Origin of the sequence: Lelliottia sp. WB101, from assembly GCF_003051885.1 — a bacterium.
Taxonomy (GTDB): Bacteria; Pseudomonadota; Gammaproteobacteria; order Enterobacterales; family Enterobacteriaceae; genus Enterobacter; species Enterobacter nimipressuralis.
Genome location: NZ_CP028520.1, coordinates 841,592 through 858,401 on the forward strand (window position 1 = coordinate 841,592; position 16,810 = coordinate 858,401).

Here is a 16,810-nt window from a genome sequence, read left to right on the forward strand (position 1 = left end):
TCCTCTTAGTTCTGCATTTCTTTGCTGACCGGCAGGGTTTCAAACTCCTGCTGGTTGCGGCGCGCGCCTTGCGCCAGCTCGCCCATAATTTTGGTCAGGAACGGGGTTTTCAGCGTGTAATAGCGTTTGGCGACGATGGCACTCAGCACATAGCACGCCGCCGGGGCCAGCGTGAACAGGCCAATAATGATGTTGATGGTGGTGCCGTTCTGAGTTTTGGCTGCGGCATCGTAGCCACCGCCGGCCAGCATCCAGCCGATCAGCGCGCCACCCAGCGCCAGGCCCAGCTTCAGCACAAACAGCGTGCCCGCAAAGCTGATCCCCGTCAGGCGTTTGCCGTTGGTCCATTCGCCGTAATCGACGGTATCGGACATCATCACCCACTGGATTGGCGTCACCAGCTGGTGCAGCACGCCAATCACGAAGATAAAGCTGAACATCATTAGCGTGGCATGCATCGGCACGAAGAACATCGCTACGCTCGCCACAGCCAGCAGGGCGTTGGTCCACCAGAAGATACTGACTTTGCATTTCCAGTCGGTGAGGGGTTTGGCGAGCGCGGAGCCAATCAGGTTACCGACGCAGTAGGTGGTAAGGAACGCAACGAACACTTCCGGCGTGCCCATGATCCAGGTGCAGTAGTACATCATCGCGCCGCCGCGCACGCAGACGGCGAGGATGTTGAGAATGGTGAGTACGCCGACGATGCGCCACTGGTCGTTTTGCCAGATATCGCGCAGATCTTCACGCATGGAGGTGGTGCTTGGCGGCACCTGGATGCGCTCTTTGGTGGTGAAGAAGCAGAACGCCAGCATCAGGAACGCGACCACCGACAGCACGGCGATCCCGCCCTGGAAGCCAAAGGCTTTGTCTTCGCCGCCAATCAGATTCACCAGCGGCATCATCAGCACCGTGGAGAGCATGCCGCCCGCCGTCGCCAGCACAAAGCGCCAGGACTGCAGGGAGATGCGCTGCGTCGGATCGTTAGTAATGACGCCGCCGAGGGCGCAGTAAGGGATATTCACCACGGTATAGAGCAGGGTCAGCAGCGTGTAAGTGATGGCGGCATAAACCATTTTACCGTTCAGGCTAAGATCCGGCGTGGTGTAAGCCAGCACGCAGACGATGCCAAACGGGATTGCACCGAACAAAATCCACGGACGGAATTTCCCCCAGCGGCTGCGGGTGCGGTCGGCGAGCAGCCCCATGCACGGGTCGGAAATCGCATCCAGCGCACGCGCCAGCAGGAACATGGTGCCGACAAATCCGGCGGGGATACCGAAAATATCGGTATAGAAAAACATCATATACAACATGACGTTATCAAAAATGATGTGGCTGGCGGCATCTCCCATGCCATAGCCAATCTTTTCCTTCACAGACAATATTTCGCTCATTATCTTTATCCTTGACGCTGTAGGGGCGCTGAGACCGGTTTCAGATGTTGTAAACCATCGCCGGGAGAGCGGATATTCTGTTTTCTGGTTAGCTGGTTACGATTCTTCTCTTTTGTGATCGCCGTAGAAGTTGGAGAAAAAACCTAACCTCAGGATTTTCTTAAGATTTAAGTAAGAGGGGTTAATGCAGGTCAAAGCAGGGGTGAAAAAACTCTGCGAAATGATGTGGTAAATGCCTGAAAGTAGCTATAATGCGCACCGCCTCCATGTAGCAATCGAGGCGCGGAAGATCGTCATCTCCGGTGAGGTGGCTGGATTTCAAATCCAGTTGGGGACGCCAGCGTTCCCGGGCAGGTTCGACTCCTGTGATCTTCCGCCAATTATGTTTCCTCTCTCGAAGCCCTAACACTATCTTTCTTGCGATTTCCAAACTTATACATCTTGATTTAATACTAAATTTTAGGAATATTAACAGTAACATCTCCCCGAAAATGCAGCTGAAGGCTTTTATGATAGAAAATGATGTGTTCATCAATAATATAATAAATGCTAATAGAGAAGAGTCGCTTGCAATATTTATTGGTGCTGGTATATCAAAAAGTATTAATAATAAAGATAGCCGTATGCCAGATTGGAAAGATTTGATTAATGCATTACAAGCTGACTTGCTAATTCAAAACGAATTTGACTACCTTAAAATTGCTCAACTTTATTTTCTAAATTTTGGCGAGCATGCATATTATAAAAAGCTATCTTCTTTTTTCCCTAAAAATATAAGTTATAATGAAATACATAATCTTCTATTTGAAATCAACCCAGCAATACTAATTACAACAAACTGGGATTGTTTGATAGAAAAATGTATTGAAGAGAATGGTTATGCATATAGCGTCATTAGAAACGATAAAGAATTAGTTCATGCACCTTTCAGGAAAAAATTAGTGAAAATGCATGGCGACTTCAGTACACACAATATAGTCTTTAAAGAAGATGATTATATTAACTATAGTAATAATTTCCCATTAATTGAAAATTATATCAGGAGTGTTATATCTAACCATACAATATTATTTATTGGATACTCTTACAGTGATATTAACATAAAGCAAATCACGAAGTGGTGTCAGAATAACTCCACAGTGCGTCCTCCAATGTACTTAGCTGTATTCAAAAAAGATGATACTCATGATAAATATTTATCTAATTACGGTATAACAACAATTTTAATACCTGAATCCGAAGAAAATCATTTCAAAGATAATTTTAGCAATCGGACTCTAAGCTTCTTAAAAAAAATAAAAACAAATAATTTGTCTTATCATGTTAAATCGGACATATCAGTCATTAACTATATGTGCGCAATGTTGTCTGATTTAAGCAGCCTTGAGTGGATACTAGCCGAGCAACTAAAAGAACAACTTATTCATAGTGATCTAGTTTTTGATAATGATGGATTTTGCTATTTAAATTTAAACATCACTAATAGAATAGGTAACAATGATACTAACGAGGTTTATTCAAAGTTCATTGACATTTTAAAAAATGAAAACTTATCAAGCACATACAAAAATGAATTACATCCATTTTTCTTAATATTATACAAGGCTGATATTCGAGGACTTATGTTGGGAAATGACAAATATTTCCCCGTTGCGGATATAGTTAATGAACAGGATAATAATCATAACTTATTGATAAATAATGTGCTTAATTTTAGCTACGATAATATCGATAATCCCATTACATCTCAGCAGGATGTTGCTTACATTAATTATCTAAATAAAAAATACGAAAACTCGTATCACAACACTATTAATTCAGCAACGATAGCTCTCAAGAACAAAAATTATGCAGATTTATTAATTACAACCTTCAATGAAAATTTTCTTCTCGCCCGTTTAAAGTATGGTATTAATTCAAATAAAAAATATTTAAATATTCCAGAAAAAGACATTAAAAACCTTTACTCACTATTACCTGATCGGGCTAAAACATCATGCAAGTCTGTATATGAATTATTGACATTTAATTACCTGTATAAATATTATTATAAGGTAGATTTATTACTCGAGAAAAACATAGAGAGAACAAGAAAGAAAAAAACAACACTTTTTTCTATTCATCTCGATGAATTAAAACCAGAATTCATGCTTATGAATCTCATTAATTTTGTCATCAAAAATAAAATGATGATTGACGCTTATAACGAGTTCCATAACACAGTCCACAAACTTATACTTATATTTCTTGAGAAACAAAAAAATGAAAAAACAATAAAACTAACAAAGATTCAAATATTTTCAATAATTAAATATGTTGATTTAGACAAGTTTAAAATTATTTTTAACAGTCATGGAAAAACTGGTCCATTACTTCATCTTGAACAAGAAACTTTAGATTGGCTTTTGAATGTAATTTATCCAAACTTACTTTCTGAAAATAAATATAATGATAAAAAATTCATTTCTGAAGATATAATAATCAAAACCCTTCATATGATTTCATTACTCGATAAAAATGATAATAGCATTTTATTATCAATAGAATTATGCATAACCAAAATTAATAACAACTCTTTTAGCTATGAATTCTACAAGGAATTTTCAAATATCTTAACTAAAATTCATAATAAGTTATATAAAGGGGAATACTTCAATAGATTTAGCGAAACATTAAAAAAAGTAATTTTTGATATTGTTCATAAAATCTCAACTGGTAATTTATCGTATCAGGAGCAACTAAGCTTTACTAGGTTTGGTGTGGATAGAATATTCTTGCTTGGTTCAATTCACAAGATTGAATATAATGATAAAAATACTGTCGAACAAATAATTAACATGTTCTCAAAGAGTTCTGAATATGACAAGGTAGGATATTGCCACTCACTATTAATACCGTTGTATCAAACTTCTACACCAGAAATTAAAAATATAATATCAAAATTCATAAAATCAATTAATTTCAACATGTTAGATGAAAGCATCAAGATCGTATTTAAAATCCAAAAAATAAATACAAAAATAGAAAAATACTCGGATGTTGATTTGGCTTATTTCAAAGAGTACATTGATAACTTAGATCCTAAAACTTACTCTACTATGTATGATTCTGTCTATTTGGGACTTAAGAATGCACATAAAATATTTCGTAGAAAGATATTTCGAGAGTTAGCTGAAGAAATAAAAAAACTAATAAATAACTTTAGGCTTAAAAGGGGGTTAGAATTAATTGAATAATTTTGGATAATCACTATCCACGAGGCTTTTCCCCACGTTTAATGAGCGCCTCTCTCGCCAGTTCCTTCAACCAGCTGGCGAGACTAACCCCTTCTTCAGCCGCCACAGCATCTAATTGCTCCTTCAATGCCGGATCAATACGCATTTTAAACTGCGGAGATTGTCCGCCGCCTTTTGGTTTTTTTTCGCGCGCTATGATTGACATGGGGCCACCTATCCATTTAATCTGAATCACATTAGGAGGCCACCTAACCTCCTTTAAGCAACGCCCCGCTGTGCAGGAACACAACAGGAGCGTCTAACCTCACCAACTATCAAGGAGTTGATTATGGCTGATTCGCATTCTACCCCAGACACTACCGCCACCGGAACTGAGCGCTCGATAATTGTGGGATATCGCCCGAACGTTCACGACAAAACCACGCCGAACATCATTCTTTCGGGCAAGTGGCTGCGCGCCGCCGGGTTTGATACCGGGCATCAGGTGACGGTTAAAGTCATGGACGGGTGCATTGTTCTGGTGGCGTACAGCGAGCAGGAACAGCGGTTGCTGGACGAATTAAAACAGGCGCAGGCGAAGCTGAAAGGGATTGAAGGGGCATTATTACAAAAACATTAATCTCACCCGTGAAATATCCCTGAAGACGGCTCGCAATATCACCCTTGCCTTCTCAGGTGGGTTGCCTGTCTCTGTCATAATCATTCATCGGAGATGCAATGGCCGTTACAGGCAGCCATTGCAAATATAAATTACAGCTTATATCCTTCTGGGTATAAGCTACAGCTTATCATGGACGATTGCATGTGGACGGTACTTGTAGGGAAGGTATTTGAACAATGGCTGCATGAGCAAGAAGAAGGGCTACAGGAAAGAGTATTAGCAGAATTATTAACTCTGCAAAACTACGGACCGCATCTTACAAGACCCTGGGCCGATACCGTAAAAGGATCGCGGTATAACAATATGAAAGAGCTACGAATTCACTATGCTGGCCGTCCTATTCGTGCGTTCTTTGCTTTCGATCCCGTCCGCCAGGCGATCGTGCTTTGTGCGGGTGACAAGAGTAACGACAAAATGTTTTATAAGCGGTTAATCCGTATTGCAGATAAAGAATTTTCGATTCATCTGGCAGCCCTGGAGACAGCAAATTGAAAACCTTAAATGACGTGATTGCTTCCCGTTCGCCTGAAAGCCAGCAGCGTATCAAAGAGATGGCTGACGAGATGATTCTCGAAACCGGGCTACAGATGATGCGCGAAGAACTGAAACTATCTCAACAGGCGGTGGCGACAATAATGGGAATCAGCCAACCCGCAGTTACCCAGCTTGAACAGCGCGGTAATGAACTGAAAATTGCTACGCTAAAACGCTACATCGAAGCGATGGGTGGAAAACTGAGCCTGGATGTAGAACTGCCGAATGGGAAACGCGTGGCATTTCATATTTAGAGTTTATCGGGATTTCGCTCTACAGCCCTGCAGGCGAATTTGAACTAAATGCAACCTGTAAGTCTTACTTACAGGTTCAGCAGAGAGGTAATCGCGTTTGCTCAATCCGAGGCACATTGTGTTAAGCGCGGCGAATTCCCCCTCACCCTAACTCTCTCCCAAACGGGAGAGGGAACCGATCGAGCAAATGGGCTACCGCATGTAGGCCGGATAAGCGAAGCGCCACCCGACGATGCAGAAAGCACCAAATCAAATCCTAATCTCCATCACCGCATAAACCCCATCTTTCGGCACAATCACCGTCACGTTCTCCGCAGGTATCCCCGCCGCAAGATGGATATCCTGCAACTGCTGCAAGGTGCGCGGGTAGATGTGCGCCCAGCCGATGCAGCGCAAAATAAAGTCGATTTGCGGGCTGGTGGTGAGCATATTCGACACAATCACTGCCCCGCCGGGTTTCACCAGTCGTACGGCGCGTTGCAGGAAAATCACCGCATCGGTGTCGTTGAAATATTCGAAAATCCCCAGCGCGTCGACCAGTTCGGCCTGATGTTCACCCAGCTCGAGCAGTAAATCGTCACTGCGGATGAAATGATGAATCAGATGGCGCTTGAGCAACGTCAACTGTTCCCCCACCACCAGCCCCTCCTGCGCCGCCATGGTTTCTGCCCAGCGCAGGGCGACGGGGTCATCGTCCACCAGCGAGAGATGCACCTTCTGCCCGTCCAGTTTTGCCGTGCGAAGTGCCTCCAGCACCGGGATCGCCGCGCCACTCGCCAGGCTTATCCAGTCGCTTTCCAGCTCATTGTGAATGTATTTCTCCACCAGCGCGCCCAGCACCTGCGCGCGGGAGCGCACGCCGATGGCGTCGTTGGCGTGGATAAACCACTGTCGGCTTTCGCTGTCCATCCGCGTGCCTTCGGGCAGGCGTTCCTCCAGCGGGTTTTGCACCACAAACAGCGCCAGCGCGGAGGGCACCAGCCGCGCGCGCCAGGCCGCCATCGCCGGGCGTGTGCGGAACGCTCGCTCGGAATGAACATGCTGCGGGATCAGCCTCGGCAGGCCGTTTTCGCCCTCTTCCAGTAGCGGGGGCAGCAGCTCAGGGTCGGCTTTCATGGCCAGATTGAGGGCGTTAATCTCCCGCGTGACATCGTCTTTCATCGGCCATTGATCGCTGATATCAGTAAACGATGCGCTGTAAATTGTCATATTTGCCGGTGCATCACCGCGAAAAGAGTGCCAGTTCATCTCGTAACCCCCCGTTCGACCCTAAACGGAAGTCTATGCAAACGGTACGGCATTGCCCTACGAAAAATGCACGATATGCCTTAATTTTCAGCTCACCTGTGCCGCTATGAATCGCTATACATGAAGGAGCGATCGGGATGAAAAAACAGGTTTGGCGGCTGCTGCTGCCGTTGATGCTAACGGGCTGCGCCAGCATTGTCGGCAGCAACGAAGAGACGCTGTATATCGACAGCACCCCGACGGAGGCATATTACGCGGTCATCGATCGCAACGGCGAACTGATCGCCACCGGCAAAACGCCGCAATCTGTGGTGTTGAAAAAATCCGACGGCAGTTATTTCGGCAAACGGGAATACACCCTGACGCTGAAACAGGAGGGCTATTACTCGACGATGATGCCGCTCGAGTACCGCTTCAGCCACTGGTACACCTTCGGGAATATCCTTTTCTTCGGCGTACCGGGCTGGCTTGTCGTAGACCCGTTCTCGGGCGGCATGTACACGCTCAAAGAGGACCACGTACACGCCATATTGCGCCCCTGCCCGCCGGGGCCGTTCAATCACATGTGCTCGTAACGAGCGGAATTCGTAGTATATTGAGAGTTAACTTGGTCATCAGGCGCACTCCATGTCTTACTCCATCGGCGAATTCGCCCGACTTTGCGGCATCACCGCGACCACGCTGCGCGCGTGGCAGCGTCGCTATGGTTTGCTGAAACCGCTTCGCACCGATGGCGGGCACCGTCTTTACAGCGATGACGACGTCCAACAGGCACTGAAAATTCTCGACTGGGTGAAAAAAGGCGTACCGGTCAGCCAGGTGAAACCGCTGCTGGCGCGGCCTGGCGCACGGCGCACCAATAACTGGCTCACCCTGCAGGAGAGCATGCTGCAGCGTCTGAAAGAGGGGAAAATCGAATCCCTGCGCCAGCTGATTTACGACTCAGGCCGCGAATCGCCACGGCCAGAACTGGTGACCGAAGTCCTGCGCCCGCTGCGCAGCCAGGTCTCCGCGAATATCCCGGCGATCATGACCCTGCGGGAAATCCTCGACGGCATCATCATTGCCTACACGTCGTTCTGCCTCGAAGGGGATAAACGCGCGCCGGGCGATAACTGTCTGATCACCGGCTGGCATCTTAACGACCCGTGTGAAATCTGGCTCGAAGCGCTAAAACGTACGGGGCAAGGCCACCGCATCGACGTCCTCCCGATACCGCCCGCAACCCTGGCACCGGAAATTTTCCCGGACCGCAAATGGCTGCTGGTGACCACCGGCAAATTAACCGTCGCGCGCAAAAAACAGATCGCGCAGTGGCAGGAACAGGGTATTTCGCTGGAAATCATCACCCTGTAAAGGCTATTTCCCGCGCCAGTTATCACAAAAGATTGAATATTTTCCTGCCGCCATAATGCTAACGTTTTCCTGTATTCATCACTCAACAGGAAAACAACATGAATAAAGTCTCCGGCCTGCTGCTTTTATCCTCCCTCGCCTTTGCCCCGGTCGTGTTTAGCGCCCCGGTGGGTACGTTGAGCGTCCATATCCTTAACCAGCAAACGGGCACACCGCCGCCGGATGTCACGGTCACGCTGGAAAAACAGCAGCAGGGAAAATGGACCACGCTGGCGAGCGGCAAAACCGATCACGATGGGCGTATTAAATCCCTGTATCCGCAGGATCAGGATATGCAGCCCGGCGTGTATAAAGTGACCTTTAAAACCGGTGAATACTTCCAGAGCCAAAAATTACCCTCGTTTTTCCCTGAGATCCCGGTGCTCTTTACTGTCACCACCACCAACGAAAAACTGCATATTCCACTGCTGCTAAGCCAGTACGGCTACTCCACCTACAAGGGCAGCTAATTCGTCCTGCGCTCCTGCCCCGCTATCGGGAGCGCATTAATCCCCGCAAAAATCACCTTTTCTATCCAATTGAAATAAATCACTAATTAAAAATAATCCAAATCAAACTTGGACAAATATCATTGTTTGTGTAAGTTTTAATTATTGGGTTTTTTCAGGATCGTCAACCGCAAAGGTGAGTCAATGAGCGCCGTGCATACCGTCATCGATCGGTTCGTGAGTTACTACGCCGAGCTGGACAACCAGCCGCCATCGGCGCTGCCTGCGCTCTATCATCCTGAAGCCGTGCTGATTGATCCTTTCGGTGAGCATCAGGGGCTGTTCGCGATCCAGCGTTACTTCACCCATCTGCTGGCCAATGTGGACCAGTGTCATTTCTCCATCGATAAGCCATTTACCGACGGTGACCGTTTCGCGCTCACCTGGACCATGCACTGGTCGCATCCCCGTTTAACGGAGGGTAATACGCTGGCTCTGCCAGGCTGTTCCGTGGTGGACGTGCAGGACGGCACAGTGAAACGCCAGCGGGATTATTACGATGCCGGGGAGATGATTTATGAACACCTGCCGGTGCTGGGCTGGGCGGTTCGTGGTGTGAAAAGGAGGGTGCGCCCATGATGACTGTCCTCATCACCGGCGCAAGCTCAGGGATTGGCGAGGGGCTGGCGAAGTCCTGGGCGGATGACGGCTGCCGCGTCATCGCCTGCGGCAGGGATGCTGCCCGCCTTGAGGCCCTGCGCCAGTACAGCCCGCTGATCTCCCTGCGTCAGTTTGATATGACCGACGCGCAGGCCTGCCGCGACGTGTTGGCCGATTGCCCCGTGGATCTCGCCGTTTTGTGCGCCGGAACTTGTGAATATCTCGATCACGGGTCGATCGACATCGATCGCGTCTCGCGAGTCATGCGCACCAATTTTCTCGGCCCGGTGAACTGCCTGGCCGCGCTTCAGGATCAACTCGCGCCTGGTAGCCGCGTGGTACTGGTCAGCTCCATGGCGCACTGGCTGCACTTCCCGCGCGCCGAGGCGTACGGCGCATCCAAAGCAGCGCTGACGTGGTTTGCCAATAGCCTGCGTCTGGACTGGGAGCCTAAAGGCGTGGCCGTTACGGTCGTCTCCCCAGGCTTTGTCGACACCCCGCTCACCCGTAAAAATGATTTCCCGATGCCCGGCAAAGTCAGCGTGGAGCTGGCCGTTGCCGCCATCCGCCGTGGCGTGGCGAAAGGCAAAACGCACATCGCGTTTCCTGCCGGGTTTGGTGTGATCCTGCGGCTGCTGGCGTCCCTGCCGCCGTTTGTGCAGAACGCGCTGCTGCGCAGGATGGTGCGCTCATGAACATCGCCATCATCGGCAGCGGGATCGCCGGGCTGACCTGCGCCTGGCGGCTGGCCGGGCACCATCAGGTGACGCTGTTCGAAGCGGCCCCCACCGTCGGCGGCCATACCGCCACGGTCGATGTCACCACGGCGTCGGGAGATTTTTCCATCGACACCGGTTTCATCGTTTACAACGACCGCACCTATCCCCGGTTTATGGGCCTGCTGGGCGAGCTGGGTATTAGCGGGCAAAAAACGCAGATGAGCTTTTCTGTGCATAACCCGGCCAGCGGGCTGGAATACAACGGCCACACGCTCTCCAGCCTGTTTGCCCAGCGGCGCAATCTGCTGAACCCGACCTTCTGGCGGCTGCTGAAATCCATCGTGCGGTTTAACAAACTGGCGAAACAGACGCTGATAAAGGGCACCAGCAATAACGACACGCTGCAAACGTTCCTGGAACAGCACCACTTCAGCCCTTACTTCGCCAGGCACTACATTCTGCCGATGGGCGCGGCGATCTGGTCCTCCTCGTTGCAGGAGATGCGCCGTTTTCCGCTCGCCCTGTTTTTACGCTTTTTTGAGAATCACGGGCTGCTGGACATCACCCATCGTCCCCAGTGGTATGTGGTGCCCGGCGGATCGCGCGAATATGTCCGCGCACTCGTTACGCAGCTCGGCACTCGCCTGACGCTGCGCACGGATGCACCGGTGCAGAAGGTGATCCGCCACCCCCACCAGGTTGACATTGAACTTGCCGACGGGACTCACACCTTCGATCAGGTCATTTTCGCCTGCCACTCTCGCCAGGCGCTTGCACTGCTGGCTAACCCCTCGCTTGCGGAAAAACAGATCCTCGGTGACATCGGCTGGCAGCGTAATGAGGTAGTGCTGCACAGCGACAAACGCTGGCTGCCGGTGCGTGAACGAGCCTGGGCAAGCTGGAACTATCGTCTGAACGATCGGGAACAAAACAGCGCCTGCGTGACCTACAACATGAACATTTTACAGGGGCTGCCAGAGGGCGCGCCGCTGTTCTGCGTGACCCTGAATCCGGATGCTCCCATTGACGAGCGTTACGTCTGGCAACGCTTTGTGTATGAACATCCGCAGTTCAACCCAAAAAGCTGGCGTGCCCAGACGCGCCGCGCCGAGATCAACGGCCAGCAGCGAAGCTGGTTCTGCGGTGCCTACTGGTACAACGGATTTCACGAGGATGGCGTGCGCAGCGCGCTCGACGTGGTGACGGGGATCGCAGGAGTGGGAGGAGCGGGAACATGAACAGTTGCCTCTATCAGGGCGTGCTTCGTCACCGCCGTCTGCTGCCGCGAGCGCACCATTTCCGCTACAGCATTTTTTTGGCATGGCTCGATCTCGACGAGCTGGCGCGCCTGCCGTCGCTGGGCATTCGCCGTAACCGCTTTGCCGCCGCGTCGTTTTACGATCGCGATTATCCGCTGGGCGAGCCGCTTAAGGAGCAGGTGCTCACCAGGCTGGAGACGCTGACCGGTGAGCGCACCGATGGCCGGGTGATGCTGCTCACCCAGCTGCGCTATTTCGGTATTCATTTTAATCCGGTCAATTTTTATTACTGCTTTGACCAGCAGGATGTCCTGCGCTGGGTGCTCGCCGAAGTGCGCAACACGCCTTGGAACGAGCGGCATTACTACGCGGTGAACGGGCAGGAGGCGCGCCCGATGGCGAAAGCCTTCCACGTTTCGCCGTTTAATCCGATGGATATGGTGTACCACTGGCGCTTCAATCGCCCGGCAAAAACCTTATTCATGCACATTGAGAACCATCAGGAAGCCAAAGTGTTTGATGCCACGCTGATGCTCAATCGTCAGCCTCTGACACGCGCGGCGCTGAGTTCGCTGCTGTGGCGCATTCCGCTCATGACGCTCAAAACCGTCCTCGCCATTTACTGGCAGGCGCTGCGGCTGTGGCTCAAACGCGTACCCATCCATCCCCATCCCACCAGCAGGAGTGAACGCTCATGACCGATCCCGTTTATGCGCTTGAGCCAGACTATCCGCGCAACGCGCGCATGGCGCGCTGGCTGCTGTTCCGCCTGCTGGGGGACTTACAACAGGGTTCGCTGACCGTACGCGAAGGCAACCAGACGTTCCATTTTGGCGACGCCAGTGCGGCCCTGCATGCCGACGTGGAGGTTCTCTCCTGCTCCGTTTATCGGCGACTGCTGACGGGCGGAAGTCTGGCCGCCGCCGAAGCCTGGATGGACGGCGAGTGGGAGACGCATCAGCTCACCACGCTGCTGCACATCCTCGCCCTTAACGGTAAAACGCTCGGGCGGCTGGAGAGCGGTTTCCGACTGCTGGGCAAGCCCGTCGAACGGCTACGCCACTGGATGCGCCGCAACCATCGCCAGCAGGCGCGGGAAAATATTGCCGCCCATTACGATCTGGGGAACACCTTTTATGCCCAGTTTCTCGACGAAGAGCTGCTCTATTCCAGCGCCCTGTTTACCTCGCCAGATCAGGATCTCACGGCCGCGCAAAAGGCAAAAATGGCCCGCCTGTGCGATCAGCTGGCGCTGACGCCGGACGATCATCTGCTGGAGATTGGCACCGGCTGGGGAGCAATGGCCGAATTCGCCGCGCGCCACTACGGCTGTCGGGTCACCACCACCACGCTCTCTTACGAGCAGTTTTGCTGGGCGCAGGCACGGATTAACCGCGCCGGGTTGCAGGATAAAGTCCAGGTTTTGCTGTGCGATTACCGCGACTTAACCGGGGAGTACGACAAGCTGGTGTCCGTTGAGATGATCGAAGCGGTCGGCAAAACCTTTCTGCCGGAGTTTTTCCGCACCTGCCAGGCCCGCCTGCGCCCCGGCGGCAAAATGGCGCTTCAGGCGATCACTATTCAGGACCAGCGCTACCGCGACTACAGCAAAAGCGTCGATTTCATTCAGCGCTACATCTTCCCCGGCGGCTTTTTGCCGAGCATTACGGCGATGAACGAACTGATGACGCGCCACACGGACTTCGTGGTACGCAACCTTTTCGACATGGGACCGGACTACGCCCGCACCCTGACACACTGGCGCACGCGCTTCCTCCACGCCTGGCAGGAGATCGAAAAACTCGGCTTTGACGAGCGTTTTCGCCGCATGTGGCTCTACTACCTGGGCTACTGCGAAGCCGGGTTCAACGCCCGCACCATCAGCGTGGTGCAACTGACGGCAGAGCGCGTATGAACCGCCATGTGCAGGTCTTCGTCCTCGCCATCGCGTTCGATCTCTACTGGACGCTGGTGGTGATGTTTCGTGAGCGGGGAGTGATGGTGTGGCTCGCGCTGGCGCTGCTGGCCTGCCTGATGCTGAAACCGATCCAGCGACTCTTCGCCCTGATGCTGGCGGTCGCCGGGAGTTCCCTGGACACCCTCTGGTCGCTGACCGGTCTGCTGCGCTTCAACGGCGAAGGGATTTTGCCTCTCTGGATGATGGCACTTTGGCTGATGTTCGCCTGCGTCTGGACCCAGCTCACGACCACCACCGCGCTGCCGCGCTGGCTGCTGGTTCTGATGGGTACCGCTGGCGGTCCGGTGGCCTATTTTCTCGGCGAGCGGCTGGGCGCGATCACCTTTCAGGCACCGGCATTCATCGTCCTGAGCTGGATGGCGATGGGCTGGCTGGTACTGATTCTCTTTTTCCATCTGCTGGTGGGGAGGCAACGATGAGATCCGCTTTGCTGCTTCTGCTCTGCCTGGCTGCCGCGCTGCCTGCGGCGCACGCCGCCGACTGGCTCACCTGGCGCAAAGTGGGCGAGGCGACCCTCACCTGGGGCCCGTTTGACGTTTATCGCTCCCAACTGAGCACCCCGGATGGGCGTTACACCGGCCTGCAACAGGATCAGGCATTGCTGATTACCTATCAGCGCAGTATCAGCCGTGACGAACTGGTCGACGCCACCCGCGAGCAGTGGCAGGCGCAGGGCATTCTGGACAGTGAACCCAACAGCGCGGAATGGCTGCGCAGGCTGCAGGCAATTTGGCCTGATGTGAATCAGGGAAGCCAGCTGGCGTTTGTCGTGAATAACGGGCAGGGGCAATTCTGGTATCGCGCCCCGACCGCCCGTACGGCATTCACACCGCTCGGCCCACCGCAATCGGCGACCTTCAGCGAGCGCTTTCTGGCGATCTGGCTCGGTCCTCGTACGCAATATCCCGAACTACGACTGCAGTTGCTCGGAGGTAAACCATGAAACGTTTTCTGACTCTCGGCCTGGTGCTGATGACGCTGCTGGCGGGCTGTAGCGCCGACATTAACGATTACCGCGATCAGCAGCCGCGGCTCGATATCTTCCACTATTTTCAGGGCCAGACCGAAGCCTATGGGATGGTGCAGGATCGCAGCGGGAAGCAAATTCGCCGCTTCCACGTCGATCTCAAGGGCGAGGTCAGCGGCGATACGCTGACGCTCAGCGAGCAGTTTGTGTATGACGATGGCGAAAAACAGCAGCGCGTATGGCATATCCGGCGCGTCAGCGCCGATCGCTTTGAAGGTCGTGCGGGGGATATCGAGGGCGTGGCGACCGGCCAGGCGGCGGGAAACGCCTTCAACTGGCGCTATAGCATGAACGTCAAAGCCGACGGCAAAACCTGGCTACTGCACTTCGACGACTGGATGTATTTGCAGGACGGCAAACACCTCTTCAATAAAACCGCGATGACGAAGTTTGGCTTTAACGTCGGAACGGTGACGATTTTCTTCACCCGCAACGAGCAGTAAGGGGACAACACCATGAACAATAAACCCATTCTCGGTATCAGCGGATGTCTGACCGGCTCAGCCGTACGGTTCGACGGCGGACATAAACGCATGAGCTTTTTGATGGATGCACTGGCGCAATGGGTGACGTTTAAACCCGTATGCCCGGAAATGGCGGTGGGCTTGCCCGTGCCTCGCCCGGCGCTGCGACTGGTCAAAACGCCCGACGGTGAGATGCACATGCGTTTTACCCAGGCCCCCAATGAAGATATCACCCATAAAATGGCCGAGTTTGCCGGGCACTATTTGCCGGGTATTGCCGATTACGCCGGCTTCATCGTCTGCGCCAAATCGCCAAGCTGCGGCATGGAGCGCGTGCGCATCTACGACGAAGCGGGTAATCCTGGCCAGAAAGAGGGGAACGGTCTCTTCACCGCCGCGATGCAGGAAAAATACCCGTGGCTGCCGGTGGAGGAAGACGGGCGGTTGCACGATCCGGTACTGCGGGAGAACTTTATCGCGCGGGTATTTGCCCTGCACGAGCTAAACATGCTTCGCGCCAGCGGCCTGACGCGCGGTGCGCTGCTGGCCTTTCACAGCCGCTACAAGCTGCAACTGCTGGCGCATAATCAGGCCGGTTATCGCGAGATCGGGCCTTTTGTGGCGTCGCTCCACGAATGGGACGATTTGGATGCCTTTTTTGCGGTCTATCGTGAGAAACTGATGGCGATTTTGAAACAGCCCGCGTCGCGCAAAAACCACACCAACGTGCTGATGCACATTCAGGGCTATTTCCGTAAACAGCTCAACACCCGCCAGCGTGTGGAGTTGCGTGAAGTTATCCTCAACTACCGCGCCGGACAGCTACCGATCCTCGCCCCGCTCACGCTGTTGAAACATTATCTGGCTGAGCACCCGGACCGCTATCTCATGACGCAAAACTACTTCGACCCGTACCCGCAAGACTTAGGCCTGCGGCTGGCGATCGCTTGATTTAACAACGAGAGACCTTTAGCCCAAAGGGTCCTTACACGCACCCCGTTTTAGACGACAAACCTCACTGTCGTCTTTTTTTTGGCTCAAAAAATGAATACACCGCTCCCGCACACCAGAGTGAGTATTAAAATCATCCCAACACCTCAGGCTTTTCTGTTTTCGACTCTTGGTTCACGATACCATTCTGACTTTTCAAATAATTCAAGCCAATCCATACGCCCTTCGAGCATATCGGGAAAATGGTTTTTCAATGCATTTGCGAAGTGATTAAGACTGTAGATATTTCTTTTGTACACTTCATTTTGATCCGCAGTAAACGTGATTTCTGATATTGTCCGGTCAGCATCTGTCATATAAGTAATAATGAAATCCCTGACGTTATAAGTGACAACCTCAGTATCATTTTTTATCACACAGTAGCTTATTTCAACCGCTTCTCGCCATATAACAAAGACCAGTTGATAGCCTCTCCCGGCCATAATGATAGTATCATTATCACACGCAGTCACATTAAATCCATAGCGCTTAATAATATCGCCAAAAATTTCGCAAAATGGTGATAAATATTGGTTCAT

General features: G+C 51.6%; 20 protein-coding genes and 1 tRNA gene. 17 read left to right on the forward strand and 4 right to left on the reverse strand.

The genetic code is table 11. The annotated features are described in order from the left end of the window. Nucleotides 1–5: 5 nt before the first annotated feature. A complete protein-coding gene (locus tag DAI21_RS03985; protein ID WP_164971811.1) occupies nt 6–1,400 on the reverse strand; it encodes a glycoside-pentoside-hexuronide family transporter in 1,395 nt (464 codons plus the stop codon). Nucleotides 1,401–1,681: 281 nt separating this feature from the next. Between DAI21_RS03985 and DAI21_RS03990 the strand changes: the two genes are divergently transcribed. Then, a tRNA-Sec gene (locus tag DAI21_RS03990) sits at nt 1,682–1,776 on the forward strand. A 130-nt stretch (nt 1,777–1,906) separates the two neighbouring features. Beyond that, a complete protein-coding gene (locus tag DAI21_RS03995; RefSeq protein WP_159075404.1) occupies nt 1,907–4,633 on the forward strand; it encodes an SIR2 family protein in 2,727 nt (908 codons plus the stop codon). Between the two features lie 13 nt (nt 4,634–4,646). Here DAI21_RS03995 and DAI21_RS04000 read toward each other — a convergent pair whose 3' ends face one another. Further along, a complete protein-coding gene (locus DAI21_RS04000) occupies nt 4,647–4,838 on the reverse strand; it encodes a toxin-antitoxin system HicB family antitoxin (protein ID WP_107704214.1) in 192 nt (63 codons plus the stop codon). Nucleotides 4,839–4,961: 123 nt separating this feature from the next. Here DAI21_RS04000 and DAI21_RS04005 point away from each other — a divergent pair, with 123 nt between their 5' ends. The 3 genes from DAI21_RS04005 to DAI21_RS04015 all read left to right on the forward strand — a co-directional run bounded on the left by DAI21_RS04005 (nt 4,962) and on the right by DAI21_RS04015 (nt 6,082). Next, nucleotides 4,962–5,252, forward strand: coding sequence for a SymE family type I addiction module toxin (locus DAI21_RS04005; protein WP_107702546.1), 291 nt, complete (start codon nt 4,962–4,964; stop codon nt 5,250–5,252). A gap of 183 nt (nt 5,253–5,435) precedes the next feature. Beyond that, entirely contained in the window at nt 5,436–5,786 is a 351-nt protein-coding gene (locus DAI21_RS04010) for a type II toxin-antitoxin system RelE/ParE family toxin (RefSeq protein WP_107704215.1), read from the forward strand. Continuing rightward, entirely contained in the window at nt 5,783–6,082 is a 300-nt protein-coding gene (locus tag DAI21_RS04015) for a helix-turn-helix domain-containing protein (RefSeq protein ID WP_100778220.1), read from the forward strand. Before DAI21_RS04010 ends, DAI21_RS04015 begins: the two co-directional genes overlap by 4 nt. A 249-nt stretch (nt 6,083–6,331) precedes the next feature. On the opposite strand, the gene DAI21_RS04020 is transcribed toward DAI21_RS04015, so the two are convergent. Next, nucleotides 6,332–7,330 (reverse strand): class I SAM-dependent methyltransferase, encoded by a 999-nt coding sequence (locus DAI21_RS04020; RefSeq protein ID WP_107702547.1) that lies wholly within the window; start codon nt 7,328–7,330, stop codon nt 6,332–6,334. A gap of 137 nt (nt 7,331–7,467) precedes the next feature. Here DAI21_RS04020 and DAI21_RS04025 point away from each other — a divergent pair, with 137 nt between their 5' ends. The 12 genes from DAI21_RS04025 (at nt 7,468) to DAI21_RS04080 (ending at nt 16,232) form a co-directional block, all read left to right on the forward strand. Continuing rightward, complete coding sequence (locus tag DAI21_RS04025) at nt 7,468–7,905, forward strand: hypothetical protein (protein ID WP_107702548.1); 438 nt, start codon at nt 7,468–7,470, stop codon at nt 7,903–7,905. 52 nt (nt 7,906–7,957) lie between these two features. Further along, on the forward strand, nt 7,958–8,686 hold the full coding sequence (locus DAI21_RS04030; RefSeq protein WP_100778223.1) for a MerR family transcriptional regulator: 729 nt from the start codon (nt 7,958–7,960) through the stop codon (nt 8,684–8,686). A 98-nt stretch (nt 8,687–8,784) separates the two neighbouring features. Then, nucleotides 8,785–9,195 carry a hydroxyisourate hydrolase gene (gene uraH / locus DAI21_RS04035; RefSeq protein WP_107702549.1) on the forward strand — a complete coding sequence of 137 codons (411 nt, stop codon included), beginning with the start codon at nt 8,785–8,787 and terminating at the stop codon, nt 9,193–9,195. 183 nt (nt 9,196–9,378) lie between these two features. Next, nucleotides 9,379–9,813: a nuclear transport factor 2 family protein gene (locus tag DAI21_RS04040; RefSeq protein ID WP_100778225.1), complete on the forward strand. Its 435-nt coding sequence runs from the start codon at nt 9,379–9,381 to the stop codon at nt 9,811–9,813. Continuing rightward, on the forward strand, nt 9,810–10,529 hold the full coding sequence (locus DAI21_RS04045; protein WP_107702550.1) for an SDR family NAD(P)-dependent oxidoreductase: 720 nt from the start codon (nt 9,810–9,812) through the stop codon (nt 10,527–10,529). Before DAI21_RS04040 ends, DAI21_RS04045 begins: the two co-directional genes overlap by 4 nt. Beyond that, on the forward strand, nt 10,526–11,791 hold the full coding sequence (locus DAI21_RS04050) for an NAD(P)/FAD-dependent oxidoreductase (protein ID WP_107702551.1): 1,266 nt from the start codon (nt 10,526–10,528) through the stop codon (nt 11,789–11,791). The genes DAI21_RS04045 and DAI21_RS04050 overlap by 4 nt, the downstream gene beginning before the upstream one ends. Next, nucleotides 11,788–12,510, forward strand: coding sequence for a DUF1365 domain-containing protein (locus DAI21_RS04055; protein ID WP_107702552.1), 723 nt, complete (start codon nt 11,788–11,790; stop codon nt 12,508–12,510). Before DAI21_RS04050 ends, DAI21_RS04055 begins: the two co-directional genes overlap by 4 nt. After that, nucleotides 12,507–13,727, forward strand: coding sequence for a cyclopropane-fatty-acyl-phospholipid synthase family protein (locus DAI21_RS04060; RefSeq protein ID WP_107702553.1), 1,221 nt, complete (start codon nt 12,507–12,509; stop codon nt 13,725–13,727). Before DAI21_RS04055 ends, DAI21_RS04060 begins: the two co-directional genes overlap by 4 nt. Then, nucleotides 13,724–14,209 carry a DUF2878 domain-containing protein gene (locus DAI21_RS04065; RefSeq protein ID WP_107702554.1) on the forward strand — a complete coding sequence of 162 codons (486 nt, stop codon included), beginning with the start codon at nt 13,724–13,726 and terminating at the stop codon, nt 14,207–14,209. The genes DAI21_RS04060 and DAI21_RS04065 overlap by 4 nt, the downstream gene beginning before the upstream one ends. Then, nucleotides 14,206–14,733 carry a hypothetical protein gene (locus DAI21_RS04070; RefSeq protein ID WP_107702555.1) on the forward strand — a complete coding sequence of 176 codons (528 nt, stop codon included), beginning with the start codon at nt 14,206–14,208 and terminating at the stop codon, nt 14,731–14,733. The genes DAI21_RS04065 and DAI21_RS04070 overlap by 4 nt, the downstream gene beginning before the upstream one ends. Beyond that, nucleotides 14,730–15,260 (forward strand): DUF3833 domain-containing protein, encoded by a 531-nt coding sequence (locus DAI21_RS04075; RefSeq protein WP_107702556.1) that lies wholly within the window; start codon nt 14,730–14,732, stop codon nt 15,258–15,260. The genes DAI21_RS04070 and DAI21_RS04075 overlap by 4 nt, the downstream gene beginning before the upstream one ends. A 12-nt stretch (nt 15,261–15,272) precedes the next feature. Further along, complete coding sequence (locus tag DAI21_RS04080; RefSeq protein ID WP_107702557.1) at nt 15,273–16,232, forward strand: DUF523 and DUF1722 domain-containing protein; 960 nt, start codon at nt 15,273–15,275, stop codon at nt 16,230–16,232. A gap of 146 nt (nt 16,233–16,378) precedes the next feature. Here DAI21_RS04080 and DAI21_RS04085 read toward each other — a convergent pair whose 3' ends face one another. Then, nucleotides 16,379–16,810 (reverse strand): hypothetical protein, encoded by a 432-nt coding sequence (locus tag DAI21_RS04085; protein ID WP_107702558.1) that lies wholly within the window; start codon nt 16,808–16,810, stop codon nt 16,379–16,381.

Bases quoted from the DNA above. Each gene is read 5' to 3' on its own strand.
- DAI21_RS04010 (WP_107704215.1), top strand. From the start codon at position 5,436: ATGTGGACGGTACTTGTAGGGAAGGTATTTGAACAATGGCTGCATGAG.
- DAI21_RS04080 (WP_107702557.1), top strand. From the start codon at position 15,273: ATGAACAATAAACCCATTCTCGGTATCAGCGGATGTCTGACCGGCTCA.
- DAI21_RS04085 (WP_107702558.1), bottom strand. From the start codon at position 16,810: ATGAACCAATATTTATCACCATTTTGCGAAATTTTTGGCGATATTATT.
- uraH (WP_107702549.1), top strand. From the start codon at position 8,785: ATGAATAAAGTCTCCGGCCTGCTGCTTTTATCCTCCCTCGCCTTTGCC.
- DAI21_RS04065 (WP_107702554.1), top strand. From the start codon at position 13,724: ATGAACCGCCATGTGCAGGTCTTCGTCCTCGCCATCGCGTTCGATCTC.
- DAI21_RS04025 (WP_107702548.1), top strand. From the start codon at position 7,468: ATGAAAAAACAGGTTTGGCGGCTGCTGCTGCCGTTGATGCTAACGGGC.
- DAI21_RS04005 (WP_107702546.1), top strand. From the start codon at position 4,962: ATGGCTGATTCGCATTCTACCCCAGACACTACCGCCACCGGAACTGAG.
- DAI21_RS04060 (WP_107702553.1), top strand. From the start codon at position 12,507: ATGACCGATCCCGTTTATGCGCTTGAGCCAGACTATCCGCGCAACGCG.
- DAI21_RS04030 (WP_100778223.1), top strand. From the start codon at position 7,958: ATGTCTTACTCCATCGGCGAATTCGCCCGACTTTGCGGCATCACCGCG.
- DAI21_RS04020 (WP_107702547.1), bottom strand. From the start codon at position 7,330: ATGAACTGGCACTCTTTTCGCGGTGATGCACCGGCAAATATGACAATT.
- DAI21_RS04045 (WP_107702550.1), top strand. From the start codon at position 9,810: ATGATGACTGTCCTCATCACCGGCGCAAGCTCAGGGATTGGCGAGGGG.
- DAI21_RS04050 (WP_107702551.1), top strand. From the start codon at position 10,526: ATGAACATCGCCATCATCGGCAGCGGGATCGCCGGGCTGACCTGCGCC.
- DAI21_RS04070 (WP_107702555.1), top strand. From the start codon at position 14,206: ATGAGATCCGCTTTGCTGCTTCTGCTCTGCCTGGCTGCCGCGCTGCCT.
- DAI21_RS04055 (WP_107702552.1), top strand. From the start codon at position 11,788: ATGAACAGTTGCCTCTATCAGGGCGTGCTTCGTCACCGCCGTCTGCTG.
- DAI21_RS03995 (WP_159075404.1), top strand. From the start codon at position 1,907: ATGATAGAAAATGATGTGTTCATCAATAATATAATAAATGCTAATAGA.
- DAI21_RS04040 (WP_100778225.1), top strand. From the start codon at position 9,379: ATGAGCGCCGTGCATACCGTCATCGATCGGTTCGTGAGTTACTACGCC.
- DAI21_RS04000 (WP_107704214.1), bottom strand. From the start codon at position 4,838: ATGTCAATCATAGCGCGCGAAAAAAAACCAAAAGGCGGCGGACAATCT.
- DAI21_RS04075 (WP_107702556.1), top strand. From the start codon at position 14,730: ATGAAACGTTTTCTGACTCTCGGCCTGGTGCTGATGACGCTGCTGGCG.